Source organism: Methylobacter sp. BBA5.1, assembly GCF_000746145.1.
GTDB classification, from domain to species: domain Bacteria; phylum Pseudomonadota; class Gammaproteobacteria; order Methylococcales; family Methylomonadaceae; genus Methylobacter; species Methylobacter marinus.
Genome location: NZ_JQKS01000028.1, coordinates 18,560 through 32,720 on the forward strand (window position 1 = coordinate 18,560; position 14,161 = coordinate 32,720).

A 14,161-nucleotide genomic window follows, 5' to 3' on the forward strand; every position below is an offset into this window, starting at 1 on the left:
AACGCTGGCTCAGCGAGGACGGCGTTTACCGGATCATGATCACGCCCCGCAAGGATCTGAATGATGAGAACAATCTGCGCGAGTTCGTCAACGAAGTCCGGCAGCTGGCGCCCGACGCCACGGGTTTACCGGTCATTTACCTGGAATCGGGCAACGCGATCGTGCAAGCCTTTCGGCAGGCACTGATCAGCGCGCTGGCGGCCATCGTCCTGGTATTGCTGCTTACCCAGCGCAGCATCAAGGATACCCTGCTGATTCTCCTGCCCCTGCTGATGACGGCCATCCTGACCGGCGCCTCGACGGTGATCATGGACAATCCGTTCAATTTCGCCAATATCATCGTCATCCCGCTGCTTTTCGGACTCGGCGTCGATGCCGGCATCTATATTGTCAACCGCCTGCGCAATCCCGATCAGGAAGACAGCGTATTGAATACCAGCACGGCCAGAGGCGTGGTGTTCGGGGAAATGACCACGCTCTGCAGTCTGGTCAGCATGGCGTTCACGCCGCACCTGGGTCTGGCGAGCATGGGGCAACTGCTGGCCATCGGTTTGATCCTGATGATTATTTGCACGCTGATCATATTGCCGGCGTTTGCCTATCAAAAGGCGAGTGCTTGAACGGAGCCGAGATTGCATGGTTTCACCGTGGGGGGCCGGATGACTGGCATGGTCGGTAAATTGAAAATATAAACGCCAAAAAGCCCGGGAGTTTCCCCGCCGGGCGATTTTCCACTCTGGTAAAAAGTGATTATTTCATCATTGAGCGTCTGAAATTATTATCCAGCTTGCTGTTGGTATCTTGGGCCAATTGGGCAGCCCGATTGGCGGCGGCTTCCGCGGCTCCGGCCCTTGCGGCCGCGTCAGCCGCGGCAGTTTGGGCATTGGCCGCATCAGTCGATGCCTGTTGAACGGAAGCATTCAAGCCATCAACCTGCGACTGCAGGTTTTCTACATCCGAAGTCGTTGCGCAAGCTGTAACCAGACTGAAAGCCAGGGTGATTATTGATAATTTTATTACTTTTTTCATATTATTTTATTTACTGAACATTATTATTTTAAAAACATTTTATATATCCAATAACCCGATAATACTTAATCCGAGTTATTTGAATATATTGTCATCCTGAAAACTTAATTCGAACTTAACCCGGCGAGTTTAAGAATAGTATCAAGGTAGATATTGCATAACTATTAACCCGATCGTCATTAAACACCGGCCGAATTGCAGCCTGAAACGATTGAGGCAGGAAAAAGCGCTTTTAATCAGTTTAGGGTATAAAAGGTGAACCCGATCAATAGCAAGGCCGTAGGGTATACATCGCATACCTTTTCGGCCGTGTAATGAATAGACGGATTTTAGTGAATGAAGCTCCGTAGGTCGGGTTAGCGCAGCGTAACCCGACACTTTCGTGCCCGGCTGCGCCCACTTGGCTTCGATCCGTCGGGTTACGCCAAAGGCTAACCCGACCTACTGTTTATTCATGACCTATACCTTCGTAATCAATGCCGTCTCGCCCCCAATCGGGCGGATATGTGCCTGCTTCAACATAGCGGCGAAAACTGGAATACGGCCAATCGATTGGCGATGACGCCAAACCGTGTTTGACCGGGTTGTAATGGATGTAATCGACATGGCGCTGAAAATCGGTTTCGTCGCGTATCGCCGCATTGCCGGATCGCAATGTTTGGTAAATCAGGTTTTGATCATGCACCAGCGGGTAGCGTAATCGCTATCGCCGGGCGGCAATGTCCACAAGCAATGTAAATGATCCGGCATTACTACCATCGCGTCGATCTCGAACGGGCGGGATTTGCGTACGTTGAGAAATGCGTCGCGCAGGACTTCGACCATTGCCGCGTTGTTAAACACCGGTCTGCGATTTTCCGTGACTACGGTAAAGAAATAACTCCCTCCTGGAATGAATGCGCGTCGGTATTGCATGACTATTGTCCGGTTACGCTATCGCTAAAATTATTCATTGCAGATCAAATCTCATGGCTCCGTAGGTCGGGTTAGGATTTGGCTAAAAATGACTTCCTGAAACTGGAATCCTGCATAGGATGTGCAGACCAAAAGTAGGCGCTCTAGGCGACGCAGTGAAACGCATCGCTCGCGAACGATACCCTAAAGGGCACAAGTGCGCCTCCTGTCGTCGGCGCATCCTATGTTTAAACAGGTAAATTATTTATGACCAAATCCTTACTGACCTGTCAAGCCGGCCCCTGTTGATTATTAACCAGGCTTTCCAGTTCCCTGTTCAAAGCGATATAAGGCAGCAGATTGAGCGGCGGGACCGCGTTGATTTCCAGATAGATGCGCCGGTAGCGGTTGACTTTCTGCTTTTCGCGCGGCTGTTCGAAGTATGCGGTGCAGGTTTCAGTTTTTTCGGCCGCCATGGCCTTGACCAGCTTGCCTACCGTGCGCTTCATGCCTTCCTTTAAATCACTGGCGACTCGTCGCTCCCAATAGTCATGCAGGGGCATCGCCGCCAATTGCGCCTGGATGCCATCGAGCCCCAGATAGGCGCTGATATCATTGAACAGCTTCAGGACGGCAATAAATCCCTGCCCTGTTTCGACGGACAGCGATACGATCAGCGGAAAATCCTCAAGACTGCCGATCAACAGGATGCGCCGCGCGAGCGTGTCGGGCACGCCTTGCTGCCGGTAGTCGTCAAACCGCGCTTTGAATGGCTCGGTTTCGACAAGGCCGGATTCGTTAAAATGCGTTTCATATTCGATCAAATAACGGCAATAGTCGCTAATGGTCCGCTGGGTCGGCCGGATTTTTCTGCCATGGATCAATGCCCAGCGACAGAAACCGGCCAGAATGTTTTCCAGCTCCCGCAACAGCGCGTACTGCCTCTCGGCATCCAGCCGATTGTCCAGCGCATAAACCGCCCGCCGGAAAGCATCGCCGTCCAGCACCCGGTCAAAAGTCAGGTAACAGGTGACATTATCCATGGTATTGATGTTTTGCCTGTCGATATCGAGACTTAAAAAACCGCACCCGGCCTGATTGATGATTTTATTGCTGATGAAGGTCGACTTGATTTCGTTAGCCAGCGCATGCTCGGACAGGTGCTCTTTATAGCGCTCATTGACCTGTTCGGGAAAATAGGCCTGCAGGTAACAGTCACAACATCCCTCTTCCAGCAAAACGATCCGGTCCTGTATCTGCTGGGTCAACTGCATTTTAGCGGCCGCCATCAATACGGCCAGTTCCGGCCGGGTCAGGGTTTGTTTCGGCCGGGCTAATACCGGCTTGGTTTGCGGAAAGGATTCGACCGCCCTGTCGAAAATGCCGGCGGCTTCCAGGCGTTCGGCCAGTTGCAGGAAAATCATCGGGTTCTCGGCGCAGCGCCGCACATCGAGCGACAGGCAAAGACTCTGGGCGTAATTATTGGCTAAAACCAATTGGCAGACCTCATCGGTCATGCTGACGAACAACTGCTGATAATCGCTGATGACGCTTTTCTTTTGCAATCCCGTCAGCAGAATTTTCAAATTGACTTCATGGTCGGAGGCATCGACGCCTGCCGAATTATCGACCGCATCGGTGTTGATATGGCCGCCTTTCAGGCTGTATTCAATGCGCGCCTTCTGGGTAAAACCCAAATTGGCGCCCTCGCCGACCACGCGCGCGCCAAGTTCCGCCGCATCCACGCGCACGGCGTCATTGGCGCGGTCGCCAACGTCCTCGTGCTTTTCCGTGCCGGCTTTCACGTAAGTGCCGATACCGCCCAGCCACAACAACTCGACCGGCGCGGCCAGCAGGTAGCGGATCAGCGATTCGCCGTCCAGGGTGCGGTAGCGCACGCCCAGCCATTTTCTCAGCTCGGCGGAGATTGGAATATCCTTGGCCGAGCGCGGATAGACGCCGCCGCCCTTGGAGATCAGGAGGCGGTCGTAATCGTCCCAGCTCGACCCGGGCAGTTCGAACAGGCGCTTGCGCTCGTTGAACGGCGCATCGCCCGGCATCGGATCGGGATCGATAAAGATATGCTGCCCGCTGAAGGCGGCCAGCAAGCGGATGCACGGCGACAGCAGCATGCCGTTGCCGAACACGTCGCCGTCCATGCTGCCGATGCCGACCACCGTGAACGGCTCTTTCTGGATATCCTTGCCCAACTCGCGGAAATGGCGTTTGACGCATTCCCAGGCGCCGCGTGCGGTAATACCCAGGGCCTTATGGTTATATCCCCGGGAACCCCCGCTGGCGAAGGCATCGCCGAGCCAGAACCGGTAGTCTTCCGAGACCGCGTTGGCGGTATCCGAAAACTGCGCCGTGCCCTTGTCGGCGGCCACGACCAGATACGGGTCCGCGTCATCATAAGTCACGAGTCCTGCCGGCCTGACGACCTGCTGCTCCTCATCATAATTATCGGTTAAATCGAGCAGACCGCGTATCAAGGTGATATAGGCTTTTTTGCCGGCCGCTTTCAGGTCAAACGGCCCACCGTTTTTCTTGACGACAAACCCGCCCTTCGCGCCGGTCGGGACAATCAGCGCGTTTTTGCTGATCTGGGTCTGCATCAGCCCCAGAATCTCGGTCCTGAAATCGTCGGGACGGTCGGACCAGCGTATGCCGCCGCGGGAAATCTTGCCGCCGCGCAAATGGATGCCTTCCATATCGAACGCATGCACGTAAATTTCATGCTGTGGCCTGGGGGGCGGCATGTCGATGATGCCGAGACTGTTGATTTTAAAGGCGATAAAATAATCCGGCCGATTGCGTCGCAGGTGAAAATTACTGCGCATGGTCGCGTCGATCAGATTGAACAGCGTACGCAAGATCCGATCGTCGTTGATATTGGACACCGATTCGATGCCTTCCAATAACCGCAGGCGCAACGGAAACAACACCTGGTCTTCCCTGAGCATGAAATCATGCCAGGCCGGATCGGGCCTGAAGCGGGCTTCGAAATATTTGAACAGGTAATGCGCAACCCGCGGATTGTTCAGCAGGGCTCGATGCAGGCTGGCTATCGTGGTTTGATAGCCCAGTTGCAGATAATAATTGCGATAAGCCCTGAGCACGTCGATATCCTGCCAGTCCATGCCGGTCATGATCAGCAGACTGTTGAGCGCATCGTTTTCGGCCTTGCCGTCCAGTATCGCCTGAATGCACTCCAGCATGCGGCATTTCAGTCGATTGAAGCTGACGCCATGATCCTTGGCGGCCTTGATGGTAAAGCTTTTGATAAACAGCGGACTGCCTTCCAGCGTAACGTTAAACTGTACCTGGTCCATGACCCTCAGGCTCATGTTTTCCAGCACCGGGATATACTCGTCGAGAAAGCGTTCCTGCCGGCTGTAAAAATGCAGCCGGTAATGTTCCGTTTCCCGATAAGGGCCCAACAGACTGACGCGTTGATTGCCTGACGCCAGCACCTGTTTTAGCTGCAAAATATCCTTGATCGCATAGCGCGGCGACACCCGCGTCTGGTACTCGGCGGAAAACAGCGACGGGTATTTCTGCCACAGCCGGCCGTTGGTTTTCCCGCCGAAGACCCGTTCCACCAGCCGCATGAAGGATACCGACCAGGGCCGTGCCAGACGGTTTAACTGTCCGTCCAGCTTGTCGACGTTGATCGTGGTCAGATCCTGTTCGGGAGTCAGCACCAGTTGCAGGCCGATATAATTGCCGCCCGGAATGGTTTTTCGGCTGGACTCCAGGCGACTGGCCAGTTCCTTGCACAATAGCTCGTACAGCCGGGTCTCGATACCGTCTTTATAAAGCACGACCGGAACGACAATCAGGGCGGATATCCTGTTCGGGCTCGCGCTTGTCAGGATCAGCAATTTGATGATTTCAGGACGGTAAAGATAGCGTTTCAGCGACTGCGCGATTAAGTGCAATTGGATGTCGCTGGACAGGAAGGCTTCGATTTTCGGGAACAAATCGAATATTTCCTTGAGCTGGAAATATTCATGGCTGTCCCGGTACACCTTTATGGCATGCAACGTCTGGTTGATTTTTTCGCTCAGCGCGGGAATCGTGCTGATGGTCCCGTTCAGCTCCACTTCGTCAAACAGGCCGAAAAAACTCTGCTCGACCCATGAGCCATCCGCACCGGCTTGCCGGAAACCTATATAAACCAGCGGCTGGGCGCGGACAATCGGGCTGATGACCGGAATGGATTCAACGATAACGTCGGTTTGCCGGGCCAGCAGTTTTTTCAGACAACGGGGAAAATCGGCATCATAACAGGCATAAGGCGCAATATCGGTTAACGCGTCTTCGGCGCGCTTTATCATGTCCTGCTCGGGCAGCTCCGAGGAAAACTGCTGGCAGGCGACAAAGATGAACGCCTCGTCCTTGAGCCAGTCGATAAAATCGGCGTATTTCTTTAGCGAGGCGATTTGTTTCAGCCCGTTCAGTTGCTCATGAATCCCTGCACGGCTGCGGTCGACTTTCAATGCCGCGGTAATCGCCCTGGAAATACCCTGCAGCAGCAGGGCATCACTCTGTTCATCGATATAATCCAGCCGGATGACAATCAGCAATTCGCTGCCGCCCGAGATCACCTCGTTTTCCAGATACAACACGTGGTTTTCATGACGCCTGACGCTTAAAACCGGATGCGCCAGCAGCTCGATAGCGATGTCCAGCTTGGCCTGCAAAGCCATGATCGAATCCACGACATGCGGGACATTCTGGCAATTGACCAGCAACAGCCGGCTGTCGTTACTGTCCAGCGGAATGGTTTTTATCGCGGCGGTTTCGGTCCTCGATTCGATAAATTCCAGCGTCTGGTCGATCAAATCGGCCAGCAACGGGACCGGAAGCGTGATCAGATAACTGTCCGGGAACAGCAGATAATCCGCCAGCTTTCTTAAAAGCCGGCGTTTTTGATAGTTCTTATGGGTATCAAGAAGATGCTGAACGGCCACTATTTGCTGCCGTTGCCGCGTCCCTTTGACCTCTCGGTCATCACTTGTCAGCAATATATCCAACGATCCAGTCTCATTTCAGGTATTTGACAATCTCTAGCACATTGCAGTCATCCTGCCGCGTGTACGTCACCGAATCCATCAAGGTCTTGATAAAAAAGATGCCCATGCCGCCCTCCTTGGGATTCTCAAAATCCGGTATCGGCACATTTTCCAGATCAAAGCCCTGGCCATGATCGTAAACCTTGATGATAACGGCGTCCTCCTGAATTTGTATCGTTATCCGGACCGTGTCCTCGGTATTTTTATAATTGGCATGCTTGATGGCATTGATGGTCGCTTCGGTCAGCACCAGGTTTAAATGATAAGCCAAGGCTTCCCGGTCGCCCTCAAAGGTTTCCAGATCCTTGCCTATGCGCTCCCCTATACTACCGATCAAATCCAGATATTTGGTCTGTGTCGGAATGATTACGTCAACCTGAATATCCGAACTGCACATACAAAGCCTCTACGGTTCATTTTCAAATGCCTCATTTAAATCGGCATAAATTTCAAAAACCCGGTTTAATCGGGTCAATTCAAACATCGACAACACTTGCGGCTGCAAATTGGATAAAGCGAGTTTACCTGATCTGGCGGCCGTGTTTTTATAGCCGGACAATAAAGCGCCCAGTCCGGAGCTGTCGATAAACCGTACAAGCTCCAATTGGACGATTATATTTATCTCGCCCTGCTCAATCATGTCCAGAATATATTCCTTCAATTCCCCTGAATTATGGGCGTCTATTCTTTCAGCTTGAATAAAAAGAACGCTATAGCCATTCATTTTTTCCAGATTCAATTTCATCGTTTTTTTTCTTTTGTTCCAGATTAATCAACAGGTCTGCCGGCTCGCGAATGCCGGCGCCGCTTACAACGTCGTTTTTGTTCTTGTCATGTTATCAGTGTAGCTAATTTAACGGTTGAAACCTCATCCATCCAGTTAATTTTTGAAATATCCCTTGTGTTATTAGTCTAAAATCCAGTAAAAAGTTCATGATTTTCAGACCGGACCACAGGGTGACAACCGTGAGTCAAAACGCAACAGACGCGTTACGCGCCGCTATCAATCAGGCCTATCTGGCCGATGAACAGGACATCATCAGGACCCTGTCAGCCGGCCTGACCACGTATGATGCCGCTGCCGTCAGCGCCTGCGCCGAAACCCTGGTGACCGCGGTCAGAGCGCCCAGCCACCGGCCCACCGCCATCGAAGCCTTCCTGCACGAATACCAGCTCAATTCCCAGGAAGGCATTGTACTGATGGGCATTGCCGAAGCGCTGCTGCGCATTCCCGACAGCCAGACGCAGGACCAGTTTTTACAGGAAAAACTGACCGTTGCCGACTGGCAACGCCACGTTCAGCACAGCGATTCCTTCTGGGTCAATTTATCGACCCGCGCCTTACTGTTCACCCGGCAATTTGAACAGCAGGTCGCGCCCTCGAGCCAGCACTGGTTTCCGGTTTTCGAGCAATTGCTGTCCAGAATGGGCGCGCCGGTCATTCGCAGCGCCCTGAATCAGGCCATGCAGCATATGGCCCTGCAATTCGTGATCGCGGACTCGATAGAACAGGCCGTTGCGCGCGGCGAGCAACAATCGCTCTACCGCTATTCGTTCGACATGCTGGGCGAGGCCGCGCTGACAGCCGCCGATGCCGATCGTTATTTCCAGTCGTACGCCAAGGCCATCACCACACTGGCCGGACATGCCGGTAACGACGATATTTATGCCAATCCCGGCATTTCGGTCAAATTATCGGCGCTGTGCCCGCGCTACGAGCCTTTGCAACGGGTACGCGCCGTCAACGAGCTCACGGACCGGCTGCTGCATCTGGCCAATCATGCGCGCGCGGCCAATATTTCCCTCACCGTGGACGCCGAGGAATCCGAACGCCTGGACATGTCGCTGGATATTTTCGCCGCGGTTTTGGCGCACCTCGATGGCTGGCCGGGCCTGGGGCTGGCCGTGCAGGCTTACCAGAAGCGAGCCCTGCCGGTCATCCGCTGGCTGGCCGCACTGGCCGAATCCCGGCACTGCAAGATTCCGTTACGCCTCGTGAAAGGCGCCTACTGGGACAGCGAAATCAAACGGGCTCAGGAAAACGGCCTCAGCGATTACCCGGTATTCACGCATAAATCGGCAACCGATGTGGCTTATCTGGCCTGCGCGCAATTCATGCTGTCACGGCCCGAGGCATTCTATCCGCAATTCGCCAGCCATAACGCCCACACGCTCGCCGCCGTTCAGCAGATGGGCAGGCGGCATCCGGGCTATGAATTCCAGCGCCTGCACGGCATGGGCGAAGCGCTTTACCGCGAAATCGTCGAAAACCGGGACTGGCAAATCCCCTGCCGCGTTTACGCGCCGGTCGGTCGCTATCATGAACTGCTGCCCTACCTGGTCAGGCGCCTGCTGGAAAACGGCGCCAATACGTCGTTCATCAACCAGATCGACCACCCGGACATCAGCGTGGCGGAACTGACCGGCGATCCCGTGGCCGCGGTCAACACAGGCGGCCAAAAAACCTCGATCGTCCTGCCGCGCGATCTCTATGGCGAAACGCGGCTTAACTCGAGCGGCATCAATCTGGCCGGTCCCGAAGTATTGGAGCAACTGCAGCAGGACTTGAACGCGTTGACCGACCGGCACTGGACGGCCATGCCGCTGATCGACGGCCAGCCCTGGCCGGGCCAGGAACAGACCATCGTGAATCCATGGGACAACCGCCTGACGATCGGCACCGTCAGCCATGCCGGACAAGAGGCCATCGAGCGCGCATTAACATCGGCCGCCGAGGCGTTTGACAGCTGGCGCCTTTGCCCGGTCGAGACGCGGGCGACCTATCTGAAGCAGGCCGCCGATCTGTTCGAGCAGCACCGCCTGGAGCTGGTGTCGCTGTGTGTGCGCGAAGGCGGCCGCACCATCAAGGACGCCCTGTCGGAAGTCCGGGAAGCGGTGGATTTCTGCCGCTACTATGCCCAGTCGGCGCTCGAGTTATTCAGCGAGCCGATTCGGCTGCCCGGCCCTACCGGCGAGGACAACCGGCTTTATCATTATGGCCGCGGCGTCTATGTCTGCATCAGTCCGTGGAATTTTCCGATCGCCATTTTTACCGGCCAGATCGTCGCCGCGCTCGCGGCCGGCAATACCGTTATCGCCAAACCGGCCAGCCAGACCTCATTGACGGCCATGCATTGCGTGCGCCTGCTGCACCAGGCCGGCATCCCCGAATCGGTGCTGCAGTTCGTGCCGGCCGACGGCCGCACGACCGGCCAGCATGTCCTGCCCCATCCGCAGGTAGCCGGCATCGCCTTCACCGGTTCCACCGCCACGGCCCGGTTCATCAACCGGCAACTGGCCGAACATCACCAAACCATCGTGCCGGTCATTGCCGAAACCGGCGGCCAGAATGTCATGATCGCCGACAGCTCGGCGCTGCTGGAGCAACTGGTACAGGATGTCCTGCTGTCGGCTTTCAACAGTGCCGGCCAGCGCTGTTCCGCCTTGCGCGTGCTGTTTGTGCAACAGGAAATCGCCGACAGAACCATCGCCATGCTGATCGGCGCCATGAAGGAGTTATCAATCGGCAATCCAGGCCTGTACTCGACCGACATCGGCCCCGTAATCGACTCGGCCGCACGGGAGCCGTTAACAGCGCATCTGGAAACCATGAAGCAACAGGCGAAGCTGCTTTATCAAGTGCCGCTGCCCGAGACCTTGCGGCATGGCAGTTTTTTTGCGCCCACCCTGTTTGAAATCGAGTCGTTATCGCAACTGACCCGGGAAGTCTTCGGCCCGATCCTGCACCTGATCCGCTATCGCGCCGCCGATCTCGATCAGGTGATTGCCGCCGTCAACGCTACCGGCTACGGGCTGACGCTGGGTATACACAGCCGGATTGAAACGACCGCCGAAAAAATCCGGCGTGGCGTCAAAGTCGGCAATATTTATGTCAACCGCAACATGATCGGCGCGGTCGTCGGCGTGCAGCCTTTCGGCGGCATGCGGCTTTCCGGCACCGGCCCCAAGGCTGGCGGCCCCGATTATCTGCGCCGCTTCATGGTCGAACAGACGCTGACGACCAATACCGCCGCGATCGGCGGCAATGCGGCACTACTGGCCCAGGATTTGCGGTAGGCTGGGTTGGAGCATTCTTAAAAGGCAGGGTTGTCCAACCCCGCCTGCTTAACCTGAGTCGCCATGGACGAAAACTCGCAGGCGCATAAATTGCAAAAACCGCTTTATCTTTAAAATGAGAATTGTTATCATTTGCAAAAGACTTACTATCAGGAGATGCCCTTATGTACGTATGTGTTTGCAAAGCAGTCACCGATACTCAGATAAAGAACGCGATTGATAACGGCGTTTGTACGCGCAAGCAGATATTCGACTGCCTCGGGGTCGGCAGAAGTTGCGGAAAATGCAATAAACAGGTCAAGGAATTGCTTGACGGAAACCGCCGGCGGCAATCTATAATGCCGGAGGCATCAAACGAACCCATTCTTAACGCGTATTAGAAAATCCAGAGGTGTAGCATGCAAGGAGATAGCCAGGTTATCGAGTTTCTTAATAAGGCGCTGACTAATGAGCTGACCGCCATTAACCAGTATTTTTTACATGCCCGCATGTACAAAAACTGGGGATTTGCCAAGCTCAACGAGAAGGTCTACCACGAGTCCATCGATGAAATGAAGCACGCCGATCAATTGATCGAACGTATCCTGTTCCTGGAAGGCCTGCCCAACCTGCAAAATCTCGGCAAGCTGATGATCGGCGAAAATCCCCAGGAGATGCTCGAATGCGACTTGAAACTGGAACAGGACGCCATGCCCCTGCTTCGCGAGGCGATCGCCTATTGCGAAAACACCAAGGATTATGTATCCCGGGAAATCTTCGAACACATCCTCGAAAGCGAGGAAGAGCATGTCGACTGGCTGGAAACCCAACTGGAACTGATCGGCAAGCTCGGGCTGCAGAATTACCTGCAATCGCAGATGTAAGCCCGTCTTCAGATTTTTTCATACTTAGGAATTCTTAATACCGACAAATTTTGCCGGTATTACCTATAATATCTGCCTTTTGCCCCGGATTTACGGTCCGGCCTGCACAAGGAAACCCTCTTATGTCTCAAACAGTCGTTTGTGCGTTGTACAAATTTGTCACGCTCGATAATTATTGCGATTTACGTCAACCCTTGCATGATGTCATGCACGTCAATCAGGTGCGCGGCACCCTGTTACTGGCTCACGAAGGCATTAACGGCACGGTGGCCGGCTCGCGCCAGGCGATCGATACGCTGCTGGGCTGGCTGCGCGCCGATCCGCGCCTGTCCGATATCGATCACAAGGAATCGCTGACCGACAAACCGCCCTTCAACCGCACCAAGGTGAAACTCAAAAAAGAAATCGTGACCATGGGCGTCGAAGGCATAGACCCTAAAAGCGTGGTCGGCACCTATGTCAGCCCCCGGGACTGGAACGCGCTGATTTCGGACCCGGACGTGCTCGTGGTCGATACGCGCAATGATTACGAAGTGAAAGTCGGTACGTTTAAAAACGCCATCAATCCGAATACGACCAGCTTTCGCGCATTCCCGCGCTACGTCAGGGAACATCTTGATCCTGAAAAACACAAAAAAGTCGCGATGTTTTGCACAGGCGGCATACGTTGCGAGAAATCCACGGCTTTTCTGAAGGAACAGGGCTTCGATGAGGTTTATCACCTGAAAGGCGGCATTTTAAAATACCTGGAAGAAGTGCCGGCGGAAGAATCCCTGTGGCAGGGCGAATGTTTCGTTTTTGACGAGCGCATAACGGTCAATCTTCAGCTTGAAAAAGGCAGTTACGATCAATGCAATGCCTGCCGACTGCCGATTACCGAAGCCGACAAAGCCAGCGTTCATTATCAGCAAGGCGTCAGCTGTCCGCATTGTTACGATAAAATCACGCCGGAACAGAAAACCCGTTTCCTGGAGCGCGAAAAGCAGATACAACTGGCCAAACGACGCGGCGAAGCCCATATCGGCGCCGACGCGGCCAAGGCACTGACGGCAAAACGAGCGGCGAAATTGGTCCGACAGGTTGATTGATCAATCTCGAAAACCAGATAGAACACGAAGTTAACTAGGATGTTACGCACTGATGATTTTATCCCGTTTGCCGCGCCGAGCACCGCAGCTTTCGACGAGACAGCCCGAAGGGGCGCTTCATGGATGAAGCGCGTTGCCAGAGGGCCAAGGATGGCCCTTCTGGCAACCCTCGTCGAAAGCGAGGAGCACAGGATGCAAGCGGCAACCGGGCGGCCTTTTCTTTGGTTACTTTCTTTTGGCCGCGCAAAAGAAAGTAACTCGCCTTCGGGTGCGATAAACCCGATTAAATAAAACCGTCGCGCCAGCGACACTTTATTAAATCGATCTAACTTCAACTGGCTGCGTAACATCAGGAAGTTGAATTTTTTCCTTCGTCACTTTGATGATTTTATAACTTCAGGACTTACACAAAAATGTGGGGCGACAGAAGTCGCCGCCACAAACCATACCATTTTACGGGAGAGAAAAAATGACCGCGGAAATAGGCCAACCAGCCCCCTTGCTATCGGTATCCGACTGGGTTCAGGGCGAACCGGTCAATTTTGATCTGTTGTCAGGCCGGGTCGTACTGGTGGAAGTTTTTCAGGTCAACTGTCCGGGGTGTTTTTTATATGCCTTGCCGCAGGCCATCTATTTGCATCAGCACTACGCGGAGCAAGGCTTGACGGTCCTGGGCGTGGCGACCGCGTTCGAGGATTTCGATAAAAACAATCTGGACAATCTGGTCCGTCTGGCTGAAAGCGGCGAAGTTATCGGCGAGACTCGGCTTGCGTTGAACCAGCGCGGCGAACTGAGCGACGGATGCCTGCCCTATCGCATCCCGTTCCCGCTGGCCATGGACCGTTTGAACAAGCGCGAGGACATCATGACCGATGACGTTATCCTGTCCTTCATCAGGGCGCGCGTGCCCGACTTCGATCAACAGCCGGACAGCTACCGGCAACAGATCATCAAGCAGGCACAGCGGTATTTTCAATCCCTGTCCTACCGGGCCGAGACCTTTGAACGCTTCGACCTGAAAGGCACGCCGTCGCATATCCTGGTCGATAAACGCGGCATTTTAAGGGATTGCGCTTTCGGCGCCTATCCGGAGCTGGAAACGCGCGTGCTAGGGTTATTGCAGGAATAACCC

Annotated in this window: 12 protein-coding genes; 6 read left to right on the forward strand and 6 right to left on the reverse strand. The window is 54.4% G+C overall.

From position 1 onward, the window contains the following. Positions 1 to 35: 35 nt before the first annotated feature. Entirely contained in the window at positions 36 to 620 is a 585-nt protein-coding gene (locus EK22_RS16725; RefSeq protein ID WP_036252815.1) for an MMPL family transporter, read from the forward strand. A 130-nt stretch (positions 621 to 750) separates the two neighbouring features. On the opposite strand, the gene EK22_RS16730 is transcribed toward EK22_RS16725, so the two are convergent. The 6 genes from EK22_RS16730 to EK22_RS16750 all read right to left on the reverse strand — a co-directional run bounded on the left by EK22_RS16730 (position 751) and on the right by EK22_RS16750 (position 7,746). After that, positions 751 to 1,029: an Lpp/OprI family alanine-zipper lipoprotein gene (locus EK22_RS16730; RefSeq protein ID WP_036252817.1), complete on the reverse strand. Its 279-nt coding sequence runs from the start codon at positions 1,027 to 1,029 to the stop codon at positions 751 to 753. Between the two features lie 448 nt (positions 1,030 to 1,477). After that, positions 1,478 to 1,714 carry a hypothetical protein gene (locus tag EK22_RS25590; protein WP_369798224.1) on the reverse strand — a complete coding sequence of 79 codons (237 nt, stop codon included), beginning with the start codon at positions 1,712 to 1,714 and terminating at the stop codon, positions 1,478 to 1,480. Continuing rightward, positions 1,696 to 1,944, reverse strand: coding sequence for an REP-associated tyrosine transposase (locus EK22_RS25595; protein ID WP_369798225.1), 249 nt, complete (start codon positions 1,942 to 1,944; stop codon positions 1,696 to 1,698). Before EK22_RS25595 ends, EK22_RS25590 begins: the two co-directional genes overlap by 19 nt. A 269-nt stretch (positions 1,945 to 2,213) precedes the next feature. Beyond that, a complete protein-coding gene (locus EK22_RS16740) occupies positions 2,214 to 6,962 on the reverse strand; it encodes an NAD-glutamate dehydrogenase domain-containing protein (RefSeq protein WP_036252819.1) in 4,749 nt (1,582 codons plus the stop codon). 10 nt (positions 6,963 to 6,972) lie between these two features. Further along, the gene (locus tag EK22_RS16745) at positions 6,973 to 7,398 is read right to left on the reverse strand and encodes an ATP-binding protein (RefSeq protein WP_036252820.1); all 426 of its coding nucleotides are present in this window, start codon (positions 7,396 to 7,398) and stop codon (positions 6,973 to 6,975) included. Positions 7,399 to 7,407: 9 nt separating this feature from the next. Then, positions 7,408 to 7,746 (reverse strand): STAS domain-containing protein, encoded by a 339-nt coding sequence (locus EK22_RS16750; RefSeq protein WP_020157263.1) that lies wholly within the window; start codon positions 7,744 to 7,746, stop codon positions 7,408 to 7,410. A gap of 188 nt (positions 7,747 to 7,934) precedes the next feature. Between EK22_RS16750 and putA the strand changes: the two genes are divergently transcribed. From putA to EK22_RS16780, 5 genes are all read left to right on the forward strand, one after another. Then, positions 7,935 to 11,078 carry a bifunctional proline dehydrogenase/L-glutamate gamma-semialdehyde dehydrogenase PutA gene (gene putA / locus EK22_RS16755; protein ID WP_051961939.1) on the forward strand — a complete coding sequence of 1,048 codons (3,144 nt, stop codon included), beginning with the start codon at positions 7,935 to 7,937 and terminating at the stop codon, positions 11,076 to 11,078. A gap of 164 nt (positions 11,079 to 11,242) precedes the next feature. Continuing rightward, positions 11,243 to 11,458, forward strand: a complete 216-nt coding sequence (locus EK22_RS16760; RefSeq protein WP_036252821.1) for a (2Fe-2S)-binding protein — start codon at positions 11,243 to 11,245, stop codon at positions 11,456 to 11,458. 18 nt (positions 11,459 to 11,476) lie between these two features. Next, entirely contained in the window at positions 11,477 to 11,941 is a 465-nt protein-coding gene (gene bfr, locus EK22_RS16765) for a bacterioferritin (RefSeq protein WP_020157266.1), read from the forward strand. 122 nt (positions 11,942 to 12,063) lie between these two features. Further along, positions 12,064 to 13,029: an oxygen-dependent tRNA uridine(34) hydroxylase TrhO gene (locus EK22_RS16770; RefSeq protein WP_036252822.1), complete on the forward strand. Its 966-nt coding sequence runs from the start codon at positions 12,064 to 12,066 to the stop codon at positions 13,027 to 13,029. 469 nt (positions 13,030 to 13,498) lie between these two features. After that, entirely contained in the window at positions 13,499 to 14,158 is a 660-nt protein-coding gene (locus tag EK22_RS16780) for a TlpA family protein disulfide reductase (RefSeq protein WP_036252824.1), read from the forward strand. The last annotated feature ends 3 nt before the right edge of the window (positions 14,159 to 14,161 follow it).